The sequence below is a fragment of the Achromobacter sp. NCFB-sbj8-Ac1-l genome, from assembly GCF_052695805.1.
Window position 1 is genome coordinate 2,928,887 of sequence record NZ_CP199812.1, and the last position, 24,079, is coordinate 2,952,965.

The following is a 24,079-nucleotide window of genomic DNA, read 5'->3' on the forward strand; positions in this document are numbered from 1 at the left end:
GGCGTGCGGCGCAGTGATCAGCGGATAACCGGGAAAAGAGGCGGGGCGCGGGCGCCCAGCGGCGGGCCGGGCAGAAATCCTTCGGCTACGGCCGGCGGCGCACGCGCGGCCAGCGGATGGGCCATGACGGCCGTGCTGGCCAACAGCGGCGCGGGCGAGGGCGGCAACGCCACCGCCGCCAGCATGGCGCCCATCGGGCAGGCGGCGGCCTGGGCCGCGTGCCGCTCGTCGGGGGCATCGCGATGCTTGGCGGGCCCGGCGACCCAGATGGTGCCGGCGGCCGAGCACAGCTGGATCAGCGTGCCTTGCTGCGTGGCGGGCATGAAGCCCTGCGGCACCAGGGCCTTGAGCGCGAACAGTGCCAGCACCAGCCACAGCGTGGCGGTGTTGCGGGCAAAGGGCGAGAACGGGCGGCGCATGGTCGGCGCCCATTCTAGAAGGTTTTGCCAGCGCCGGGGCGGCCCGGCCTGCGGCGCATCGCCGCAGGCCGCAGGCGCCTCGCGCGGGGCATCACACCGTTCGCGCGGCCCAGAACGCCGTGCGCACGCCGGGGGCGGTGGCGATGCGGGCGGTGACGCGGTCCAGGTCCAGTTCGTCGACCGATGCTTCGCTCAGCGCCGCCTCGATCTCGACCTCGTTTTCGCCGAACTGGTCGATCTTCAGTTCGGACAGGGGCAGCTGTTCTGCTTCCAGCACGTCTTCGAGCACGGTCATGGCGGCCTGGCGCTGGTCCACATGGGCAATGACGTGGATCACGGTGGTGACTTCCGTGGTTTGCGCGTCCACCGGCTGGCGGTTGACGTAGCTGACCACCGGGCGCAGCAGCGTGTTGGCGGCCAGCACGAACACGGTGGCGGCCAGGGCCTCCAGAATCAGCGAGGCGCCGGCGCAGGCGCCGATGGCGGCCGAGCCCCACAGCGTGGCCGCGGTGTTCAGGCCGCGGATGCTGCCGCCTTCGCGCATGATGGCGCCCGCGCCCAGGAAACCCACGCCCGACACGACGTAGGAAATGACGCGGGCGCCGCCGTCGGGCCCGCCGACGCGAAACGCCATGTCCACGAAAATGGCCGCGCCCACGGCCACCAGGGCGTTGGTGCGCAGGCCGGCCGTGCGTTGGCGCACCTGGCGCTCGAAGCCCACGATGGACCCCAGCACGAAGGCCGTGGCCAGGCTGATGAGGGTATTGGCCAGCGTCAGCAGCTGGATGTTTTCGAAGTTCTTCATGTTGTTGTTCTCGAATGCAGCGTGTTTTTTTACGAATGTGCGGTGCCGAGGGGCGACCGACGGGCGCCGGCCGGGCCGGCGCCCTTCAGGGCAACTGCCAGACCGACAGCGCCGTCAGCACGAAAGCCAGCAGCCAGATCAGCAGCAGCGCCGCCATCCGCGCGACAAGGAGGCATTTGTACGGGTCTTTCATGACAGTCTCCTTTCCGTCGTTGAGGCCGGCAGCACGGCCAGGCTGGCGCCGGCCTCGCTTTCCCAGTGCACCCGACGCACGTCGGGGCTTTGGCCCAGCCGCAGGGCGACCGCGTTGAGCAGGCCGCGCAGCTGCGGCGGGCATTGCAGCGTGACGATGGTGCTGGCCAGTTGGCCGGCCTCGGCCCGCGAGATGCGCACGTTCAGCACGCGCAGGTCCAGTGCCTGCAGCTCGTAGTACAGCTGCTTGCGCAGCGCGTTCAGGGTGTCGGCCAGGCTGACGATGGTGAACTGGTAGGTGGGGGTGGCAGCCGGTGCGGCGGGCGCGGCGGCCTGGCCGGCGCCGCGCAGGGTGGCGGCCCCATCCACGAAGGGGAAGAATTTCTTGATGCGCATGATCGTCTCCAGGGGGAGTACGGTGGAAGGTCCACATGCAGGCGCCGCCTGGCCGGCGCGGCGCGGGCGCAACAAAGCCCGCGGTATGCGTCGGTAAGGGGTATTCGGGGGAGGGCTGCGGCCTGGGCAGTGCGTGCATCGCACGTTGGCTGTCCGGGGCCGAATGCCGCGTCCTGGCTTTACGCAGGACTAGGCAGATGATGCTGCGAAGAATCCTGCGTCAAGCGGCGCGAGCAGTCGTGTATCGACTACATCCGTCGTTGTCCACAATGATCTCGGGGTGGTTGAAAGTGCTGCGATTATAAGTAGGCATCAGGGAAAACACCAAGAAAAAAATGCCGTCGGCCTTGCACGTCGTCGCCCCGCGCGGCCCCGCGGCCCCCGTTCGTGGGGGCGGGGGGGCGGCGCGTTCAGGGCTTGCCGGCGTAGTACTGGCCCAGGGCCTGGACCTCGGCGTCGGTCAGGCGCTGGGCGAACGCCCGCATCACGCCCACGTCGTCGTTCTGGCGCGAGCCGTTGCGAAAGGCCGTGATCTGGTCGGTGAAATACTCCTTGGACTGGCCCGCCAGCCGAGGCAGCAGCGGCCCTTCGCCCAAGCCGCGCAGGCCGTGGCAATTGGCACAGGCGGGCAGGGCGCGCGCGCCGTCGCCGGCCACGTCCAGCTTGCGCGCGGCCTCGCCGCCCGCTTCGCCCACGTGCAGCGGCGGGCCGGCCAGGGTGCCGTAATAGGCCGCCAATTGGCCGATTTCCTGCTCGGTCAGCGCCTGGGCGATGGTGTTCATCAGCGGCTGCTTGCGGGTGCCCTGGCGGAAGTCGGCCAACTGCTTGGCGATGTACTCGGACGTCAGCCCGGCCAGGTTGGGGAAGATGCCGCCGCTGGGCGTGATGCCGTTCTGCCCGTGACAGGCAACGCAGGCCTGGATGCCGGCGGCGGGCCGTCCGGCCTCGGCCAGCTGCTTGCCCGGCGCGGGGTCCGCGCCTTGCAGGTAGCCTTCCCACGCAGGGCGTGACGCGCTGAAGTCCAGCGCGCTGCGGCCCGGCACGGGCGCGCTGGCGGCCGTATTCGCGGACGCGGGCGGCGCGGTGCCCGGCGCCGCAGCGGCGGGCGCGGCGGCAGCGGGCGCAGCCGCTGCAGGCGCCGCGGCGCCGGGCGGGGTACTTGGGGCCGCCGCAGGCGGGGCGCCCGCGGCCGCCGCCGCAGCCTTGGGCGCTGGCGGCGCGGTGACGGCCGACGCCCGGATCGGCCCGTCGCCGCCGGTGCCGTACATCTGGTGCAGCGTGGCGATGAGGGTGATGGCGGGCAGGCCGACCATCAGCGCGACGGTGATGAGAATGCCTTTGCGATGTTCGATCATGATGACACCAGCCGCCCCGGCGAACGCAGGTAGTCCGCCTTGATTTTCTCGACGATCCAGTAGGCGGTGGCGCCTACCGTGCCCGTGGGGTTGTAGCCCGAGTTCTGCGGGAACAGCGCGGCCCCGGTGACGAACACGTTGGGCACGTCCCACGACTGCCCAAACCGGTTGACGGCGCTGGTGGCCGGATCGCTGCCCATGGCCGCGCCGCCGGTCAGGTGGGTGGACTGGTACGCGGTGGCCGAGAATGGCCGTTTGCGCGGGCCGGGTTCGGTGCGCGTCACGCCTTTCATGGCGCGGCCGATCTCGTCGCCGCGCTCGGTCAGGAACGCCGACATGCGGATGTCGTTGTCGGGAAAGTCGTAGGTCACGCGCAAGAGGGGCAGGCCCCAGGCGTCCTTGTAGGTCGGGTCCAGGCTCAGGTAGCCGCCGCGCCACGGCTGGGCCGAGCCGGTGATGGTGATGTTGGCCGAGTGGTTGTAGTAGCGCTTGACCGCTTTTTTCCATTCGGCGCCCCAGCCCGGCGTGCCCTTGGGCGTGGGGTGATAGCCGATGGGCGCGCCGCTGACCACCTGGATCTGCAGGTAGCCGCCGCCCACGAAGCCGTGCGGGCCGTGGTCGAAGTTGTCGGCGCTGAAGTCGTCCATGGTGACGGCCACCGCGCCGGCCCCCATGAAGGGGTTGATGTTCACCGATTCGTCGAAGAACAGGTTCACGCCCGAGGTGGTCTGGTGGGTGTAGTTGCGGCCGACCACGCCGGTATCGGTGGCAGGGTCATAGGGCTGGCCGATGCCCGACAGCAGCATCAGCCGCACGTTGTTGATGCCGAAGGCGCACAGCACCACGATCTCGGCGGGCTGGAAGATTTCCTCGCCGGCCTCGTCCACGTAGGTCACGCCGCGGGCGCGCTTCTTGTCCGGCGTCAGTTCCACGCGCAGCACGTGGGCGCCGGTACGCAGTTCGAAGGTGGGCAGCTTCAGGGCCACCGGCAGGATACAGACCTGCGGCGAAGCCTTGGCGAAGTGTTCGCAGCCGAAGTTGGAACAGAAGCCGCAATACACGCAGGCGCTCATGTGCAGGCCTTCGGTATTGACGTAGGGCCGGGTACAGAGCGCGGACGGCTGCACGTAGGGGTGATAGCCCAGCTTGCGCGCGGCCTCGCCGAACAGCGCAGGGGCGTAGGGCACCTTCATGGGCGGGTTGGGGTAGGGCCGCGAGCGCCACGGCTCGAACGGATTGCCGCCTTCCTGCTTCTGGCCTTTCAGGTTGCCGGCCTGGCCGGAGGCGCCGATCAGGTAGTCGTAGCGGTCGAAGTACGGTTCCAGCTCGTCGTAGCTGATGGGCCAGTCCTGACAGGTCAGTTCCTTGTCGAAGATGGCCGCGCCGTAGCGTTCGGTGTAGTGGCTGCGGATGCGGAAATCGGTGGGGTCGAAGCGGTAGTAGGCGCCCGACCAATGGTTGCCCGCGCCGCCCAGGTGCGTGCCCGGATAGGCGAATTGCCAGCGCCGCATCGGCAGCGCCTTCTGGTCGGTGTTGTTGCGGAAGGTGAAGGTTTCGGTGGCGGCATTCTGGTGCAGTTCGTGGCGCCGCGTGTACTTGAGCTCGTCATGCACATAGGGGCCCTGGAAATCGGGCGAGGGCCAGCGCGCCTGGCCGCGTTCCAGCACCAGCACGCGCTGGCCGGCGGCGGCCAGTTCCTTGCCGATGATGGCGCCGGTCCAGCCGCCGCCGACAATCGCCACATCCACTGCGGGTAACGTTTTAGCCATGTCCACCTCCCGGTTTCATCGTGTGGCCCTGGGCGTTGGCGATGGACACGGGCTTGCCGGCCCAGATGACGCCATGGCGTTCGATATCGTTGGAAAACGACGCGAAGGCGCCGGGAAAGCCCACCAGCTTCCAGCCCACCATGTCGGCGTTGCCGCCGTACAGCGGATCGGAGAAGAAGCCTTCGATGGTGGCATCCAGCAGCGCCTGGAAGAACACGTCGGACGGCAGCGGCGAAAAGTCCGGCTTGCCGGCCTGCATGTCGTGCAGCCAGGCGTCCTGGCGCGCGGTGTCCAGTTCGGCAAAGGGCTTGCCGTCCTGTTTGCGGGTGGCGGCATCCAGCGCCGCCAGGCCGCGCCGGAACATCTCGGCGGGGGTGAACGACAGCTGGTAGCCCTGTTCGGGCGTGCCTTTCTCGAAAGGACCCTGGCGGTAGAACTGGTCGCCCGCCCCCCAGGCGCCGGCCAGCTGGCCATCCAGGAATTGCGTCACGCCCGCCTCTTTGGCGCCGGGGCCGAGGTCGTCTGCCGGAATCAGCCGCGCGGCAATGGCGTCCATCGCCAGGGCTTCCTGGGCGTTCAGGAATTTCAGCGTGCGGTTGGGGGCGGGGGCCGCCGCGGCGGGCGCGGCGGGGCGGTCGGGAGCGGCCAGGGTAGCGGGCGCCCATGCGGCGCCGGGTACGCCCAGGGCCAGGGCCTTGAGCAGGCCGCGCCGTCCGGAAACAGGTTGATCGTCCATTCATCGCTCCAGCAGCGGAGCCGACAGGCGGGGGCAGGCGTGCGGCACACAGGTCCGCAAGGCGACGGCCTCCGGAGCGTTCGGCTCCTGAGTGAAAGAGATCCCGCGACAGCTTATGTGCGTGCACTGAGTGTGTCACTGTTTCCGCTACGCCGACAAGCGTCGCGTGCGGGTCTCCCCGGATTTTTCTCGGCAACACATTTCAGCTAATATTCAGCTTCCTGAAAGAATGAGAGCACGGCGAAACACGCGGTCCGCGCTTGCCCGGCAAGCCCCCGACGATTTCGCCATCTATGACCGACGAGCCTCCTAGTCGGGCGCCCCACACCGCGCGGCGCCCAGCCCCATCTTCCTGCCGCACCCCGGCATCCGGCCACGCCAGGCCGGTTTCCCACGACACCGATGGCCGCGCGCCGGTCATCCCGGTAGCGCCCACGCCCCGCATCGGCGGCCGCGCGCCGCCCGCGCGTCCGACACGGGCGCTAGCCCCGGATCTATCCTGCCCGAGTCCGCCCCAGGCGACGGCTCGAGCACGCGCGCGCCTGCGCGCCCATTCCTTCCTGATTCTCGTGGAACGTTGATGATCTTCGACTGGATGTCCGACCCGACTGCCTGGCTTGGCCTGGCGACGCTGGTCATTCTTGAAATCGTGCTGGGTATCGACAACCTGGTGTTCATTGCCATCCTGGCCGACAAGCTGCCGCCGGCGCAGCGCAACCGCGCCCGCTTGATCGGCCTGACGCTGGCCATGGTGATGCGCCTGGGCCTGTTGGCCAGCATCGCGTGGGTAGTGACGCTGACCGCGCCGCTCTTTACGGTGCTGGGCGCCGAGATCTCGGGGCGCGACCTGATCCTGATCCTGGGCGGCCTGTTCCTGCTGTTCAAGGGCACCATGGAACTGCATGAGCGCGTCGAAGGCAGCGCCGGTCATGACAGCGGCCAGAAGGTGCAGCACGCCGTGTTCTGGCAGGTGATCCTGCAGATCGTGGTGCTGGACGCGGTGTTCTCGCTGGATTCGGTCATTACCGCCGTGGGCATGGTGCAGGACCTGAGCATCATGATGATCGCGGTGGTCGTGGCCATGGCCGTCATGATGCTGGCCAGCCGTCCGCTGATGGGCTTCGTGGCGCGCCACCCGACGGTGGTGATCCTGTGCCTGGGCCTGTTGCTGATGATCGGTTTCAGCCTGGTGGCCGAAGGCCTGGGCTTTCACGTGCCCAAGGGTTATCTGTATGCGGCCATCGGTTTTTCGATCCTGATCGAGCTGTGCAACCAGCTGGCGCGCCGCAACCGGGCCCGCGGCGCCCATGCGCTGGGCCGGCGCCAGCGCACCGCGCAGGCGGTGCTGCGCCTGCTGCGCGCCGGCCGCAGCGGTGGCCAGCCGTCGCAACAGGCCGACGACGTGGTGGCGCTGGTGGACAGCGCCGGCGACGAACCCGCGTTTGCCCCCGAGGAAAGCTCGATGATCGAGCGCGTGCTGGCAATGGGCTCGCACGACGTGCGCGCCATCATGGTGGCGCGCGGCGACATGGTCTGGCTGGACGTGGCCGATTCGCCCGATGCCATCGTGCGCAAGTTCGCCTCGGGCCACTCGCGCCTGCCGCTGTGCGCGGGCGACCCCGCCAACGTGCTGGGCGTGCTGCACTTCAAGGACCTCTTGCCGCTGCTGCAGAACCCCGGCCCGATCGACTTGGTGGAACTGGCGCGCGAACCGCGCTACGTCATGGAGACCACGCCGGTGCTGCGGGTGCTGGAAGAACTGCGGGCCTCGCGCGACCACATGCTGATCGTGGTGGACGAGCATGGCGTGTGCGAAGGCCTGGTGACGCCGATGGACGTGCTGGAGGCCGTGGCGGGCGACCTGCCCGAACACAGCGAGGAAGCGCCCGATGCCTTGCAACTGTCGGACGGTTCATGGCTGCTGGACGGCCGCCTGGCGCTGGCCGAAGCGGCGCGTCTGTTGGATGCGCCCGAGTTGGCCGATGACCATGGCGACGCGACGCTGGCCGGTTGTCTGCTGCGGGCGGAAGGTCGCATTCCCGACGCGGGCGACGTGGTCGCGTGGGGCGGCTGGCGCTTTGAAATCACGCGCCGCGACGGCCTGCGCATCGACCAGGTGCATGCCCGCCGGCCGGGGCACGAGGCCACAGCCGGCGCCTGATTTCGATCGATGCCGTGAACAGCGGGAATACCCTTGGCGGTATTCCCGCTGTTGTTTTTTGTGCTTTGCGTCAGCCCCCTGCGGCCTGCAACGGGGGACGTAAAAATGATCGCAATATTGGTAAGTTCAAGACTCTGTGCCAATATTGCCCAGGGGTTTCTCGCTTCAATAATGATTATTCGGCCAAAGAGAAGAACTCGATCAGCACCGCACGGCGCTTGTCTTTGCATGATGTGATCCCGTAACGGAAAGCAGGGCATTCAGGAGCTGAAAACATGCGCAATTCAAGGGTGCGGCCGGGCGGGCCGCGGGTATGGGCCGCCTGTTGGGCCGTGATGGCGTTGGCCGGGGGCGGGGCAGCCCAGGCCACCGAAGGCGCCCTGGGCCGCCAGGTCACCGGCACCAGCGTGCAACCCAATGCGGGTATCGTGTCGCCGGAGCCGATCTGGGCGGTGAACTTCGCCCAGATCTACCTGGACGGCAAGGTGGGCGGCAGCCGCGAGGTGCCGTTGGGCAAGCGGGCAACGGCGGGCGTGGAAGGCAAGGTGGCCTTCACGCTGGCCACTTTGCTCAAGACCTGGGGTACGGGGCCGGGGCGCTGGAATTTCGCGTCCAGCATCACGTTGCCGTATCTATGGACCAAGGTGAATGCGACGGTGACTGGGCCCTTGGGCCGCAAGACGGGCTAGAGCGATACTGCGTCGAATCTGTTCGACCTGTATTTTTCGCCGATCATCGCGGGCTACCATTTTTCGGAAACGTCGCACATGGCGCTGAGCTTCAATTTCTGGGCGCCCACCGGAAAATACGATGCCAATAACCTGGCCAATCCCAGCCTGAACAACTGGACCTTCATTCCGCAGGCGGCCTACACGAAGATATTTCCGGAGTCGGGCTTTCAACTCGATACCGTCGCCAGCGTGCAGTTCTATACCCGCAACAGCGCCACGGATTATCGCAATGCGCCGATCTTCGGGCTGGATGTGATGGGCCGCAAGAAATTCTCGAATGGCCTGGCCGTGGGCCTGATCCTGGGCACGCAGCAGCAGCTGGGCAGCGACAGCGGCCCCACGGCCGACCGCCTGAACGGCTTCAAGGGCCGCGACTGGGCGCTGGGCCCGATCCTGACCTACGACCGCAAGCTGGCCGACCAGCGCGCCTTGTCCTTGAGCCTGCGTTGGGTGCCGACCATCAGCAGCACCAATCGCCTGGACAGCAGCAGCACCTTCATGGCGTCGGCGGCGTTGATCTTCTGATGCCCGGCGGCACGCGCGCGCGCTGACGCTGGAACGCCACGGCCGCGCGGCCCCTGCACGGGACCGCGCGGCCGATGGCTTAGAAATTCCACCGCACGTTCAGGAACCCGGCATTCTCGCGATTGCCGTTGCCGTATTGGCCCTGGTAGCTCAGGCCGACCGAGGCGTTCTTGGACACCGCGATGTCGGCGCCCAGCTCCGTGACGGCGGCGTTGCGCGCGACCGGCGTGCCGGCCACCGTGAACGACGGCCCGGAACTGAAGGCCATGGTGCGGTCCGGATCCACGTCGCCCATCGCATGGCGCCAGCCCAGGGTGGCGCGCAGGCGGGCGGGGGCGCCGGCAATCTCGGTGTCCAGCTTGCCGCGCAGGCCGACGGTGGCGGTGGTGACGTCGTTGCTCTGGCTGCCGGCCGACAGCGCGGCCGAGCCGCCGTCTTCCGAGAAGCCGCCCATGCGCTGCTTGATCCAGGCGGCGCCGACGAAGGGTTCCACCGTTGCCTGCGGGGTCACCGGTACGGCGTAGCCCAGTTCACCGAAGATCTGCGTGGTGTTGGCACGGTACTTGGTCTTGAGCTCCTGGTTCTGGCCGGCCAGCGTCAGGTCGCGCTTGTTGTCGATGTCGTGCCAGCTGTAGGCGGCGCCGGCCATGACGTTCCAGGCGTTGCCGCTGGACTGCACGAACGACTTGCCGCCGAACAGCGACACGCTGTAGCTGTCGACCTTGGCGCGGGCGTTGCGGCTGTCCTGCCAGATGGTGCTGTCCTGGTAGCCCAGCGCCATGCCGACGCGCCAGCCGTCGCCCACCCGGATGTCGCCGCCGACCTGCACACCGCCCACGCGCTGCTTGTAGCTGGGCGCGTTGCCGTCGCCGTCCTGGCTCTGCCAGTTGCCGATGACTTCGGCCCAGACGTTGCGCTGGCACGAGAAGCGCTGCGCGTAGCCGCCGTTGGTGCGCAGGGCTTCGTCGCACGGCCGGCCGTCCTGCGTGCTTTCGCTTTGCAGGCTGTCGCGCAGGTGGTTCAGCGGCACCGTGCGTGCGGTTTCCGAGCTGCGGATCAGCGCCGACGCCAGCGAGGCGTGGCTGTCGCCCGACAGCTGCTTGAACGCGGCGGCGGCCTCGTCGGCGGTCAGGCCGAGTATGGACGCGTACAGCGACGAGTTGGTGTCGATGCCGCCCAGGGCGCCGGCCACGGCGCGCTGGTTGGGCGACTGGGCGACCGTGCCGAAGCCGGTCTGGTTGCGTGTGAAGGTCACGGTGACGTTGTTGGGGTCGTAGCCGACCGCCGCATCGACGAAGGCCAGTTGCGGCAGCACGGTGCTGGCGAACGTGCCCTGGCGGCCCTGGTCGGCCGTCAACACCGTGAAGGTGTCGTTGCCGGTCAGCGGCGCGCTGTTGGTGACGCGCAGCGTGCCGTCCAGCGCCGCGGTGCCGGTGACGTGCAGGTTGGGGCCGGCGGTGCTGCCCAGGTTCACGGCCAGCGTGGCTCCCGCGCCGTTGCTGAAGTTGTTGCTGACCTTGATGCCGCCGCCCGCCGCGCCGCCGCCGCTGTTGACGGTGCCGGCGTTGGTGAGGCTGGCGATCGTGCCGTAGCCGGACAGCGTGCCGCCGCTGTTGACCTGCACGGCGGCCGGCAGCGTGGCCGGGGCCTGGGCGCTACCCAGTTGCAGCGTGCCGCCATTGACTGCGACGGTGCCGTTGAAAGTCTGCGGGCCGCCCACGCCCAACGCGCCGCCGCCTTGCTTGACGATGGTGCCGGCGCCGGCGAGCGAGCCGGAGAAGGTGCCGTCCGTGCCCTGGTTGAAGACCAGCGTGGCGTTGTTGGTGATGGCGCCTTGCAGGCTGCTGGTGTCGCCGATCAGCGTGCCGGCGTTGACGCGGGTGCCGCCGGTGTAGGTCGACGGTTGCGTCAGGGTCAGCGCGCCGGCGCCGTCCTTGACCAGTTGGCCGCCGCCGCTGATGCCGCCGGTCATGGCGCCGTCGGTGCCCTGGTTCATGCGCAGCGTGGTGCCGGCCGAGGTGCTGACCGCGCCTTGCACGCTGGCGCTGTTGCCTTCCAGGGTGCCGCCCGCCACCACGGTGCCGCCGGCATAGGCGTTGGCGCCGTTCAGCACCAGGGTGCCGTCGCCTTGCTTGACCAGCGCGCCGGTGCCGTTGATGGACTGGTTCAGCGTGAAGGTCTGGCCGGCCGCGGCGATGTCGATGCCGCCGCCCGTGCCGTCCAGCGAAATGGCGCGGGTGGTGGTGGTGTAGCCGGCATCGGCGATGCGCAGCGTGCCGCCGTTGATCGAGATGGCCCCGCCGTTGCCCAGCTGGCTGTCCTGCGTGACCTGCACCACGCCGCTGCGGATCGACGTGTTGCCGGTGTAGGTGTTGGCGCCCGTCAGGATGAGGGTGCCGCCATTGCCTTTCTCGATGCCGCCCGCGCCGGTGATGGGCGCCGAGATCGTGGCGGTGCTGCCGGCCTCGACCCGGAACGGCGTCTGCGCCTGGGCGATGCTGAGCTGGCCGCCGGCGCCGGCTTGCAGGGTGTAGCCGTTGGTCAGGAACTGCACGCCGGTGACCGCCTGCGAGCCGTCGAGGGTGACCGTGCCGCTGGCGCCCGAGAAGGCCGCGTACTTGCCGTTCCAGTTGGACGCCAGGTTGCCGCTGGCGTCCGTCCAGTTGTTGCTGCCGGCGTTCCAGGTGCCGGTGCCGCCCGCGATCACGCCGTCGGGCGTGGTCTTGGCGCCGTTCCAGAACAGGATTTCGCCGGGCTGGCTCTGCAGCACCAAGTTGACCTGGTTGGTCAGGTTCTGCAGGGTCAGGTTGGCGCTGGTGTAGCCGTTGGGCACGGTGCCGTAGGTCAGGCCGCTGTTGTTGATGGTGTTGGCCGTGAACAGGCGGTACACGCCCGTGCCCAGGTTGCCGCCGTCGGTCAGGTTGAGGACGCCGGCCAGGTTCAGGGTCTGGCCCACGGTCACCGCGGTGGTGGCCGAGTTGGGTGAACCCAGCGTGAAATCCAGCTGCGTACCGGAAGACAGCGTCAGGTTCTGCGCGAACGAGATCGGATTGGTGGGCGTGCCCGCCACCAGGTGCGCGCCGTTGCCCAGCGTGACGTCGGCCGAGACCGAGCCCGAGCCGCCCAGCGAGGCGCCCGCGTTGACGGTGACGTTGCCGCCCGTCAACGTGCCGTCGACCTGCAGCGTGCCGCTGTTGACGGTGGTGCCGCCGCCGACCTGGTTGGTGCCGGTCAACGCCAGGGTGGCGCCGCCGTCCTTGGTCAGGGTGCCGGATGCCGTGGTGATGTTGCCGCCGTAGGTGCCGTCGGTGGTCTGGTTGAAGACCACGGCGCCGGTGCCGTTGATGCCGATGTTGCCTTGCAGGCTGGTGGCGTTGCCGGCCAGGGTGCCGGCGTTGATGGTGGTGCCGCCGGTGTACGTGTTGGTGCCGGTCAGCGTGATGGTGCGGGCGCCGTCCTTGACCAGCGCGCCGCCGCCGCTGATGGACCCAGCAAACGTGCCGTCGCCTGCGCCCTGGTTGAACACCAGGCTGGTGCCGGCGGCGGTCGAGACGTTGCCGGTCAGGCTGGCGGTGTTGCCCACCAGGGTGCCGCCAGACAGCGTGGTGCCGCCGGTGTACTGGTTCTGGCCGCTGAGCGTGAGGGTGCCGCCATCGGCCTTGACCAGGCTGCCCGCGCCGGTCAGGTTGCCCGCCAGCGTCAGGTCGTTGGCCCCCGCCACGGTCAGGGCGGCGCCCAGGCCGACGTTGTTGGCCAGCGCGATGCCCGGCGCGCTCGCTTGCAGCGTGCCCGCGCCCGAGACGGACAGGTCGCCCAAACCCAGTGCCGTATTGTTGCCGGCGATGATCGTGCCGCCCGCCAGCGTGGTGCCGCCGCCGTAGGTGTTGGCGGCGCCCAGCGTCAGCGTGGACGTGCCCGTCTTGGTCAGCCCGCCCGTGCCGCCGACGCTGCCGGCGAGCGTCAGGTTGTCGCTGCCGTTGACGGTCATCAGGCCGCCGTTCAGCGTCACCGCGTTGGTCAACGTCGCCGCGCCCTGCGCACGCAGGGTGGTGCCGTCGGCGACCGTCAGCGCGCCCGTGGACAAGGCGTTGTTGCCGCCTACGGCCAGCGTGCCGCTGGTAAGCGTGGTGCCGCCGCCGTAGGTGTTGTTGCCCGTCAGGGTCAGCGTGCCCGTGCCGGTCTTGGCCAGGCCGCCCGCGCCATCGATCGTGCCAGTGAGCGTCAGGTCGCTGCCCGTGATGGTGGTGGTGCCGGCGGTCAGCATCACGGCGTTGCCCAGCGTGACGGGGCTGGTCGCGGACAGGGTGGTGCCGGCCGCGGTACCCAGCATGCCGCTGCCCAAGGCGGCATTGTTGCCTACGGCCAGGGTGCCCGAGTTCAGTTGCACGCCGCCGGAGAAGCTGTTGGCCGCCGCCAGTGTCAGGGTGCCGGAGCCGGCCTGGGTCAGGCCGCCGGCGCCGCCGATGGCGCCGGCCAGCGTCAGGTCGTTGGCGCCGGTGACGGTCAGGCCGCCGTTCAGCGTCACGCCGTTCTGCAGCTGCACCGGCGTGCTGGCGGTCAGCGCGGTGCCGGCCGACGCAATCAGGTTGCCTGTGCCCAGCGCGGTGTTGCTGCCCACGGTGAGCTGGCCGGCCGTCAGTTGCGTATTGCCCTGGTAGGTGTTGTTGCCGGCCAGGGTCAGGTTGCCCGTGCCGGTCTTGACCAAGCCGCCTGCGCCGGACACGTCGCCGTTCAGCGCCAGGCCGGCCGCGCCGCTTTGCACCGTCAGGTCGCCTTGCAGCACGGCGCTGTTGGCCAGCGCCAGGGGCACCGCGGTGCCGTTGGCCAGCGTGGTGCCTGCCGACGCGGTCAGGGCGCCCGCGCCCAGGGCGGCGTTGCTGCCGACCTGGATCGTGCCGGCCTGAAGCAAGGTGCCGCCCGTGTAGGTGTTGGTGCCGTTGAGCGCCAGGGAGCCGGCGCCCGTCTTGGTCAGCGTGCCGGCGGTCGCGCCATCGGTGATGGCGCCGTTGGCGGTGTAGGTCACCCCCGCGTTGGCGACTTCGATGCCGCCGTTGCCGGCCACCGTCCAGGAGCGGCCGGTGCTGCCGTTGGCCGCGCCGGCATACCGCAGCGTGCCGCCTGCGAAGGCCACGCCGTTGGCGGCGGCGCCCAATTGGGTGTCGTCATTGATCTGCAGCACGCCGCCTTCCAGGCGGGTGGTGCCGCTGTAGGTGTTGGCGCCGGTCAGGATCAGCGTGCCCGCGTCGCGCTTGGCAAGGGTGACGTCCGCGCCGGCCAGCGTCGAGCCGATCGTCGCGGTGACATTGGGTTCGACCCGCAGGGTAGTCACGCCGTCGCTGCCGTTGACCGCCGTGAGCGTGCCGCCGCTGACGATGTAGTCGTCGGTGGAGAACTGCAGGCCTTGGAACTGCTGGTTGCCCGAGACGGTCACCTCGCCCGCCTGGTCCTGGAATACGCCGAACCGGCCGCCCCAGGCTTCCTGGGCGAGGGTGGTGGCGTTTCTCCAATCCGTGGTGGTGCCATCCCAAGTGCCGACGCCGCCTTTCCAAAGCTGGATTTCATTGGCCTGCGACTGGTTCAGCACGTTGATCTGGCCGGCCAGGCCGGTCTGCAGGCTGAAGGTGGGCGAGGCATTGGCCAGCGTCAGGCCGGTGGCCATGCCGGTGCCTTGATAGCTGACGATGCGATACACGCCCACGCCAAAGCCGGGCAATTGCGTGACGTTGATGGTGCCGTTCAGCGTCACGTTGCCGTTGACGTTGATGAGGCTGCCGGAATAGGGCGCGCCCAGGTCGGCGTTGATGCTGGAGGCGCCATCCACGCTCAACGAACCCAGCGTCAGGCCGCCAGTGTTGGCGGAACTGACATACAGGTTGCCGCCGTTCTTGACGAAGACATCGCCGCTGGCGGTACCGGTGCCGGCCAGGCTTGAGCCTGCGCCGTTCACGTTGACCGTGCTGCTGCCCAGCGAGCCGGTCAGGTTGACGCGCCCGCCGTTGATGTCGAACACGCCGCTCTGTGTATTGGCGCCGGCGAGCGTCAGCGTACCCGTACCGACCTTGGTGGTGCTGCCGGTGCCGGCCAGCACGCCGCCAAAGACGCTGTCGCTGCCGTTGCCCAGGGTCAGGGCCGAACCGCTTTGCAGCGTGCCGGCGCCGGTCAGGCTGGCGATCGAGGCCGCGCTGGTCAGCGCCAGGGTGGCGCCGCTGTCGATGCGCACGCCCGAGGCCGTATTGATCGCGCCGCCGCCGGCCCTCAGCGTGCCTTGCGCGACGCCGATGGCGCCGGTCAGCGTGTTGGCGCCGTCCAGCGTTACGGTGCCCGTGCCGGCCTTTTCCAGGTTGCCGGCGCCCGACAGATTGCCGCCGTAGGTGCCATTGGTATTCTGGTTGAATGTCAGCGTGGTGCCGGCCGCGGTGGCGACGTTGCCCTGGAGGCTGCCGGTATTGCCGGTCAGCCCGCCCGCGCTCAGCTGGGTGCCGCCGGTATAGCCGTTGGCGCCGGACAGCGTCAGCGTGCCCGATCCTTCCTTGACCAGGCTGCCCGCGCCCGTCAGGTTGCCGGCCAGCGTCCAGTTGCCCGCGCCGGTGGCGGTCAGGGCGTTGGCCAGGGTCACGTTGTTGGCCAGCGTCACGCCATCGGCGGCGGTCAGGTTGGCCGCGCCGGTGACGTTCAAGGCGCCGGTGCCCAGCGCGGTGTTGCTGTTGGCGGCCAGCGTGCCGCTGGTCAGCGTGGTGCCGCCGCTGTAGTTGTTGTTGCCGGACAGCGTCAGCGTGCCGGTGCCGCTTTGTACCAGGCCGTTGGCGCCGGACACGGTGCCGCCCAGGGTGATGTCGTTCGACCCGGTGGCGGTCAGGTTGCCGCTGTTCAGCGCGACGTTGTTGGCCAGCGTCACGGCCTGGCTGCTGGACAGGGTGGATGCGCCCGCGACGGTCAGGGCGCCGGTGCCCAGCGCCAGGTTCGAGCCGACATTCAGCCCGCCTTGCGCCAGCGTCACGCCGCCGTCGAAGGTGTTGTTGCCCGCCAGGGTCAGCGTGGCGGCGCCTTGCTTGACCAGGCTGCCGCCGCCCGACACCGTGCCGTTCAGCGCCAGGTCCTGCGAGCCCTGCACCGTGAGCGGCGCGCCGTTCAGGGTGACATTGTTGGCCAGGGCCACGCTCGCCGTCGAATCCAGCAAGGTGGCCGCATTGACCGTCAGGGCGCCGCTGCCCAGTGACGTGCTGGTGCCCAGCACCAGGCTGCCGCCGTTGACCTGGGTGCCGCCGCCATAGGTGTTGGCGCCCAGCAGCGTCAGGGTGCCCGTGCCGCTCGTGGTCAGGCCGCCCGCGCCGGAGACGACGCCGGACAGCGCCAGGTTCTGCGTGAGGTCAACCGTCAGGCCCTGGTTCAGCACCACGTTGTTGTTCAGCCCCAGCGCCTGGGTCGACCCCAGCGTGCTGGCGCCGTTCACCGTCAGATCGCCCGTGCCCAGCGCCGCGCTGTTGCCGACCCGCAGGGTGCCGGCGGTCAGGGTGGTGCCGCCGGAGTAGGTGTTGCTGCTGTTCAGCGTCAGGGTCGAGGTGTCGCTCTTGGTCAGCGAACCCGCGCCGTCCACCACGCCCGACAGGGTCAGGTCGCGCGCGCCGTTGACCGTCAAGGCGTTGTTCAGCGTGACGTTGTTGGTCAGTGCAAGGGCCGGCCCGCCGGCGGTGCCGGACAGGTTGGCGGCGCCGTTCACGATCAGGCTGCCCGTGCCCAGTGCCGTGTTCGATCCCACCACCAGGCTGCCGCCAATGAGCTGCGTGCCGCCCTGGTAGGCGTTGTTGCCGGACAGCGTCAGCGTGCGGCCGGCGGCACCGGCGATCAGGCCGCCTGCGCCGCTGATGAAGCCGGACAGGGTCGCGTCCTGGCTTTGCGCAAGCGTCAGGTTCGCGCCGGAAGCCAGCGTGATGGCATTGCCCAGCGACAGGCCGGCGGTGGTGCCGTCCAGCGCCGCGTTGCCGGTGACCGACAGATTGCCCGTGCCCAGCGCCTGGTTGTTGCCCAGCAGTAGTGTGCCGCTGGCCAGTTGCGTGGCCGCGTGGGTATTGATGCCGTTCAGCGTCAGCGTGCCCGTGCCCGACTTGATCAGGGTGCCTGCGCCGGTGATGGCGTTGTTCAGCGTCAGGTTGCCCGTGCCGCCGGTAGTCAGGTTGGCATTGAGCGCGATGCCGTTGCCCAGTGCGACGGTGCTGTCGGACAGCAGGCTGGAGGCGCCGGCCACCGTCAGCAGGCCCGTGCCCAGCGCGGTATTGCTGCCTACGCGGATCGCGCCGGCGGACAGGGTGGTGCCGCCGGCATAGCTGTTGGCGCCGTTCAGCGTCAGGGTGCTGTTGCCGCTCTTGGCCAGGGCGCCGGTGGTACCGGCCACCACGCCGTTCAGCGTCAGGTCGTTGGTGCCCAGGTTCGTCAAGGTGTTGCCGGCGCCGATGAACACGTCGTTGGCCAGCGTCACGGCGGCGGTGCTGTCCAGTGCGCCCGAGCCGTTGATGTTGAACGAACCGGTGCCCAGGGCCGTGTTGCTGCCCACCGACACGGTGCCGGCGCCCAGCGTGACGCCGCCGATGGCGCCGTTGTTGCCGCCCAGCGCCAGCGTGCCGGCGCCCAGCTTGGTGATGCGGCCGGAGCCGGTCAGCGCCTGGTTCAGGGTGAACGTGTTGCCCGCATCCGCGATGTCAAAGCCCGCGCCCGCGCCGATGTCGATGGCGCGGGTGGTGCCGGTGTAGCCCGTGCCGGTCACGCGCAGCGTGCCGCCGGCAAAGCCCAGCGCGCCGTTGGCCGCGCCCAGGTTGCTGTCGGCGCTGACCTGCAGCACGCCTTCGGCCACCAGCGTGCCGCCGGTGTAGGTGTTGGCGCCGCCCAGCACCAGGGTGCCCAGGTCGCGCTTTTGCAATTGGCCGGCGCCCTTGATGTCGCTGTTGACCGTGCCGGTCAAGAGCGGATCGACCCGGAAATTGTTGGTGCCGCTGGCCAGTTGCAGGCCGCCGCCGGTCAGGGTGTAGCCGTCGGTGAAGAACTGCATTCCGGTCACGGCCTGGTCGCCGGACACGGTGACCGCGCCGCCCGCCAGGCCGCCGAACACGGCGAACTGGCTGCCCCAGGCCTGGCTCAGGTTGCCGGTCTGGTCGGTCCAGTTGGTGGTGCCGGCCTGCCAGGTGCCGCTGCCGCCGGCCAGCGTGCCGTCGGCGGCCAGCTTGGCGCCGTTCCAGAACTGCACGTTGTTGCCGCCGGCCTGCACGATCAGGTTGACCTGCTGGTTCACCGCGGTCTGGATCTGCAGGTTGGCCGGCAGGGTGCCCGGGGGCAGGGTGCCCAGCGCCAGGCCGTTGTTGGTCAGCGTGCCGGTGTAGCCCAGCAGGCGATACACGCCCACGCCGAAGCCGCCCTTGTCGGTGACGTTCAGGTCGCCGGCCAGCGTGACGTTGCCGGTGACCTGCACCAGCGCCTGTGGGGTCGGAGCGCCCAGCGACACGTTGAACTGCGAGCCCGTGTTCATCGCCAGGCCGCCCAGCGTCAGGGTCTGGCCGGTGGTGGCCGACAGCGCGCCGCCGGTCGCGATATTGGCCGTGCCGGCCACGCTGCCGCTGCCGGCCAGCGTGGCGCCCGCGCCGACGTTGACCTGCGAACTGGCCAGCGATCCGTTCACGTTCAGCGATCCGCCGCCCACGTTGAAGGCGCCGGTCTGGGTGTTGGCGCCGGTGAGCGTCAACGCGCCGGTGCCGTTCTTGACGATGTTGCCCGCGCCGGCCAGGACACCGCCAAAGGTCGAATCGGCGTTGTTCAGCCCCATCTGCAGGGTGGCGTTGGCGCCCAGCGCCACGTTGCCCGCGCCGCTGAGCGAGCCGAAGGTTTCGCTGTCGGTCAGCTTCAGGGTCGTGCCGGCCGCCAGGTTCACGGCCAGGTTGTCGGCCAGGGCCTGTCCGCCCTGGGTTTCCACGGTGCCGGACAGCAGGTTCAGACCGCCCGTGAAGGTGTTGGCGCCATTGAGCAGCAGGGTGGTGTTGTTGGCGAGCACGTCCACGCTGCCCGTGCCGCTGATGCTGCCGCTGTAGGTGGCGTTGGCGCCCTGGGCCAGCACCAGCTTGCTGTTGTTGAGCACGCTGGCGCCCAGGCTGCCCGTGCCGGCCTGCAGCACGCCCGCGTTGATGGTGGTGCTGCCGAAGTTGTTGGCGCCGGTCAGCGTCAGGGTGCCGGTGCCGTTCTTGATCAGCCCGCCTGCGCCATTGATGGCGCCGTACAGGCCGATGTTGTTGGCGCTCTCCACCGTCAGGTTGGCGTTCAGGGCAATGTTGTTGACGAAGTTGCGGTTGGCGTTGCTTTGCAGCGTGGCGTTGCCGCCGACGGTGAACAGGCCGCTGCCCAGCGCGGTATCGCTGGCGGCGACCAGCACGCCCGCATTTAGCAGGACGCCGCCCGTGTGGGTGTTGTTGCCGGACAGCGTCAGGGTGCCGCCGTCGTTCAGCGTCAGGCCGCCGGCGCCGCTCAACGCGCCGCTCAGCGTCAGCGCCTGTCCTCCGGTGGTGACGCCCAGGCCGGCGCCCAGCCGGATGTTGTTGCCCACATTGAGGTTGCCCGCGCCGGCAGCCAGCGTGGCCGCGCCTTGCACGTCCAGCAGGCCCGTGCCCAGGGACTGGGCATTGCCCAGCGTCAGGGTGCCGGCGTTCAGCAGTACGCCGCCGCTGTGCGTGTTCTGCGTGGCCAGCGTCAGGTTGGCCTGGCCGTTCTTGATCAGTTGGCCGGTGCCGGACAGCGCGCCGGCCAGCGTCAGGGCCTGGGTGCCCATTACCGACAGGCTGTTGTTCAGCAGGAACTGGTTGGCCAGGCTGACGGTCGCGCCGGCGTCCAGCGCGGTGGCGCCTTGCACGGTGGCCGTGCCGGTGCCCAGGGCGTTGTTGGCCCCTGCGACCACCGTGCCGCCGTTCAGCGTGGCGCCGCCCATCGAGTTGGTGGCGTTCAGCGTCAGGGTGCCCGTGCCGGTCTTGACCAGCGTGCCGCCCGCGCCCGACAGCGCGCCGTTCAGCGTCAGGTTGCTGGCGCCGCCCACCGTCAGCGCGTTGCTCAGCGCAAAGGTGTTGGACAACGCCACGTTGTTCGACAGGCTGGCCAGGGTGACGGCGCCGTTCACGGTCACGTTGCCCGTGCCCAGCGCGGTATTGCTGCCCACGTTGACCGTGCCGCCGCTGAGCGTGGCGCCGCCGCCGAAGGTATTGGCGCCGGTCAGCGTCAAGGCACCCGCGCCGCTCTTGACCAGCGTGCCGGTCGCGCCGCTCAGGGTGCCGTTCAGGGTCAGGTCGTTGGCGCCGTTCAGCGTCAGCGCGTTGTTCAGGACGATGGCGTTCTGCAGCGCCACGGCGCTGGACGAGGCCAGCGTAGCCGCGCCATTCACCGTCAACGCGCCATTGCCCAGCGCGTTGTTGTTGCCCACGATCAGGCCGCCGGCGCTGATCTGCGTGGCAGCGTGGGTATTGGCGCCGTTCAGGGTCAGGATGCCCGCGCCGGACTTGGACAGCGTGCCAGCGCCCGACAGCACGCCGCCCAGCGTCAGCGAAGCGCTGTTGCCCAAGGCCAGGTTGGCGTTCAGCGTGATGTTGTTGGCCAGGTTGGTGGCCGCGCCGGCCTGCAGCGTGGCGGCCCCGTAGACCACCAGGTCGCCCAGGCCAAGCGCCGTGTTGGTGCCCAGGGCCAGCGAACCGCCGCCCAGCCGCACGCCGCCGGTATGCGCATTTGCGCCGTTCAGCGTCAGCGTGCCGGCGCCGGATTTGTCGATAAGACCGGCGCCGCTGATCGTGCCGCCCAGCGTCAGGCCGTTGGCGCCTTGCACCGACAGGCCGCCCGCGCCCAGCGACACGGCGTTGTTCACGGTCAGGCTGCTGGCGGTGCTGAGCGCGCCGCCATTGGCGGTCAGCGTGCCCGAGCCGAAGGCCGCGCCATTGTCGATGTTGACCAGGCCGCCGTTCAACGACGCCTGTGCGCTGACGAGCGCGCCGTTGACGGTCCAGGTGCCGCTGTTGATGACCAGGTTGTTGAAGTTGATGTAGGTGGCCGAGCTGGCGGTGCCCGTGCCGGTGGTACCGCTGGCGCCCGGGTTTTGCAGCACCAGTGTGTTGTTGCCCCCCTGGCCGCCGTCGACCACGCCCAGCGTCGAGAAGTTGAGCGCGATGCTGGCGTCCAGGCCGCCCAGCCCGACGCTCACGCCCAGGTCGACGGCGCCGCCGTTGGTGACGCTGGACCCCGTGACGGCGGTGAACGTGTTGGTGCTGTTCACCCCCATGTTGACGCCGCCGTTGATCGTGCCGGCGTTGATGAAGGTGTTGCCGGTGGCGGACCGGCCCAGGCCGACGCGGCCGTTGATGACGCCGCCGGCGGCATTGGTGACGGAAATGGGGGCGCCGCCGTAGGCCGCGATGGCGGGGGTGCTGTAGATCGCGGTCGGGCCGCTCAGCAGGCCGGGGCGGATGCCTATGGTGCCGGTATTGTTGACGGTGATGCTGCCGTTCGCATCGCCTTGCAGGACCAGCGAGGCGCCGTTGAGCGTGGACAACAATGGCAGGCCCAGCACGGACAGGCCCGTACCCAGCAGCGTGCCGCTGTTGGTGACCGAGACCGTGCCGCTGTTGGTCAGGCTGCCCATCGCTGCGCCGGTGGCGCCCAGGCTGACAAGAGCGCCCAGGCCGAGGCCGGGATCGACGGTGCCCTGGTTGGTCAGGCTGGTGTTGCGGCCGGTGAGGGTGATGGACGGGCCTACCAAGGCGGACGAGGACTGGCCCGAACTGGTCACCAGCACCGACGCACCATTGACGTTGCTGTTGACGGTGTTGGTATGCGGTGGCAGCAGGGTCACCGCGTCATTGCACAGGATCGATGTACCGCTGGTGGTGCAGGCCAGCGCTGCGGGCACGGGCGCCATCAGCAGAATCAGGACGCGCCAGATGTAGTTGAGGGGAATTTGGGTATTGCCGTGCCGGCGGCCAGGGTTCATCTCAGCTCCAAAGTCAGAAAGAGCTTTTCCCCGCCTGGCCATCGATCATCCGGAGCCGGAAAAAAGCGATTGCTGCAAATCAGGAAGCGCGCACGGCACCGTATGTTTTTTATGTCTGCCGTTTAAACCTGGAGTCAGTTTGAAAGGAACGTGGCGGCATATCCATCAAGAGTTTTGCGTAAATAGTAATTAGTAGTTTCTCGTATGACAGCAATTCTCTCACATTGCAACGTTCAAATAGATACTAAAGTTACTATCAGATATATATTTTAAGCAACAGTGCGAAAGGAATGGGTGCGAGGTGTTTTTACAGGGGTTCGGAAAATATTTTATAGTGGAATTTGCTTTAAGAAATATATATAAGCTATTGATAAAATTGACAAAAAATTAATTCATCAATGCTATTCAAACGATGTTTTGGGATGATAAGAATTATCGTTTGAATGATTTTGTGGCGAGCAGGAATGATTTTTGCTGATTAATTATTGGCGAGTAGGGCGGTGGGCAATGAAAAGCCCTTAAATATGCGAATAATCGTCGCGATATTGGGGTCGGATGTGGATCGGGCCGACAGGCGCAATAAATCGACAGCAATGCAACTATTGCATCGCAACATGAAAGCAGCCGTAAATACCCCGACAGCATGCCGCCATTTATTCCGTGACGCCGTTTGGCGACAGCCAGCGCAGCACGAAACGTGCGCCGCCCAAGGGGCTGTCGTGGACCTCGATGGTGCCCTTGTGGCTGGCCGCCACCCGCTTGACGATGGCCAGCCCCAGCCCGGCACCGCCCGTGCCGCGGTCGCGGCTTTCGTCCAGGCGTACGAAGGGATCGAAGATGCGTTCGCGGTCGGCCGGGGCAATGCCGGGGCCGTCGTCGTCCACGATCAGTTCGAAGCCGCCCGCGGGGCAGGCCGTCAGCGAAATGTCGATGCGCCCCTTGGCATAGCGCACGGCGTTCTGCACCAGGTTGAGCAGCGCCCGGCTCATGTAGCGCGGGTGCAGCTGCACATGGGCGGGCAGGCCCTCGTCGCGCACGTGGCAGCGCACGCCGCGCGAGTCGGCCTGGTGCGCCACCTGGGCCAGCGCTTCGCCGAGCCAGTCGCGCACGTCCACGGTTTCCTGCTTGACGATGTCGTCGGCGGGGCGTTCCAGGCGGGCGTACACGAGCAGTTCTTCCACCATCGCTTCCAGTTCCGAGATATCGGTGCGCATGTCGTGCAGGATCTGCTCGCGTTTGGCCTGGAATTTTTCCTGGCCCAGCATGTCGACCTCGAACGACAGGCGGGCCAGCGGGGTGCGCAATTCGTGTGAGACGGCGTTGGTCAGGCTGCGCTGGTTTTCGACCAGCGCGGCGATGCGCTCGGCCATCTGGTTGAAGCTTTCGCCCACGTGCCGGATACCGGAAAAATGCGATAGCCGCGCCCGCACGCCCAGGTCGCCCTGGCCCATGCGCAGCGTGGCGTTGCGCAGCGAGTCCAGGTCGCGCCATACCGGCAGCGCCCAGAGCAGCAGCAGGACGGCCCCGATGACCATGCTCAGCGCCAGCCAGGCCGTCCAGGTGATCCATTTTTCCAGCGTGGGTTCGCCCGGCAGGCGCATTTCCAGCCATTGCCGCGGCTCGCCGGGCAAGGGCGCCAGGTAGGTGTTGTATTCGTCGCGCATGATGAAGCCGCGCGTGGCCAGGTCCCGCTTTTCCTGTTCGGTGGCTTCGATGCGTTCGGGCGTGACCAGCTTCAGTTCCAGCCCGTAGTGGGGCCGCAGGGTGTCGCGGATGAAGGCGGCGCGCGATTCCGGCTCGATGGGGTCCAGGTCCTTGTGCAGGGCGTACATCTGGCCGCGCACGGCCTGGTAGGAAAGATCCGCGCTGACCGAGTCCAGCAGGTACCCCAGGCTGCGGTTCACCAGCTGCGATGCAGCGATGTAGGCAATGGCGGCGACCACGAAGATGCGGATCGTGAACTTGAGCATGGTGTGTGAGACTCCTGTGGGCA

9 protein-coding genes and 1 pseudogene are annotated in these 24,079 nt (G+C 68.5%); 2 read left to right on the forward strand and 8 right to left on the reverse strand.

Annotation, left to right across the window (positions count from 1 at the left end):
- Positions 1-17 precede the first annotated feature (17 nt).
- The 6 genes from ACUDP5_RS13490 to ACUDP5_RS13515 all read right to left on the reverse strand — a co-directional run bounded on the left by ACUDP5_RS13490 (position 18) and on the right by ACUDP5_RS13515 (position 5,672).
- Positions 18-419: a DUF2946 family protein gene (locus ACUDP5_RS13490; protein ID WP_263913398.1), complete on the reverse strand. Its 402-nt coding sequence runs from the start codon at positions 417-419 to the stop codon at positions 18-20.
- Between the two features lie 91 nt (positions 420-510).
- Complete coding sequence (locus tag ACUDP5_RS13495; protein WP_263913397.1) at positions 511-1,224, reverse strand: MgtC/SapB family protein; 714 nt, start codon at positions 1,222-1,224, stop codon at positions 511-513.
- Between the two features lie 189 nt (positions 1,225-1,413).
- Positions 1,414-1,812, reverse strand: a complete 399-nt coding sequence (locus ACUDP5_RS13500; protein WP_445658970.1) for a hypothetical protein — start codon at positions 1,810-1,812, stop codon at positions 1,414-1,416.
- A 410-nt stretch (positions 1,813-2,222) separates the two neighbouring features.
- Positions 2,223-3,167, reverse strand: coding sequence for a c-type cytochrome (locus ACUDP5_RS13505; protein ID WP_263913395.1), 945 nt, complete (start codon positions 3,165-3,167; stop codon positions 2,223-2,225).
- The gene (locus ACUDP5_RS13510; protein ID WP_445658971.1) at positions 3,164-4,936 is read right to left on the reverse strand and encodes a GMC family oxidoreductase; all 1,773 of its coding nucleotides are present in this window, start codon (positions 4,934-4,936) and stop codon (positions 3,164-3,166) included. The genes ACUDP5_RS13505 and ACUDP5_RS13510 overlap by 4 nt, the downstream gene beginning before the upstream one ends.
- Complete coding sequence (locus ACUDP5_RS13515) at positions 4,929-5,672, reverse strand: gluconate 2-dehydrogenase subunit 3 family protein (protein WP_445658972.1); 744 nt, start codon at positions 5,670-5,672, stop codon at positions 4,929-4,931. Before ACUDP5_RS13515 ends, ACUDP5_RS13510 begins: the two co-directional genes overlap by 8 nt.
- A 580-nt stretch (positions 5,673-6,252) precedes the next feature.
- Here ACUDP5_RS13515 and ACUDP5_RS13520 point away from each other — a divergent pair.
- Together ACUDP5_RS13520 and ACUDP5_RS13525 are read left to right on the forward strand one after the other, a co-directional pair.
- Entirely contained in the window at positions 6,253-7,833 is a 1,581-nt protein-coding gene (locus tag ACUDP5_RS13520; protein ID WP_445658973.1) for a TerC family protein, read from the forward strand.
- Between the two features lie 335 nt (positions 7,834-8,168).
- Positions 8,169-9,089: pseudogene (locus tag ACUDP5_RS13525) on the forward strand (SphA family protein).
- 79 nt (positions 9,090-9,168) lie between these two features.
- Here the strand turns inward: ACUDP5_RS13525 and ACUDP5_RS13530 are convergent.
- Positions 9,169-22,086 carry an autotransporter-associated beta strand repeat-containing protein gene (locus ACUDP5_RS13530; protein WP_445658974.1) on the reverse strand — a complete coding sequence of 4,306 codons (12,918 nt, stop codon included), beginning with the start codon at positions 22,084-22,086 and terminating at the stop codon, positions 9,169-9,171.
- Positions 22,087-22,739: 653 nt separating this feature from the next.
- Entirely contained in the window at positions 22,740-24,056 is a 1,317-nt protein-coding gene (locus ACUDP5_RS13535; RefSeq protein WP_445658975.1) for an ATP-binding protein, read from the reverse strand.
- Positions 24,057-24,079: the final 23 nt, after the last annotated feature.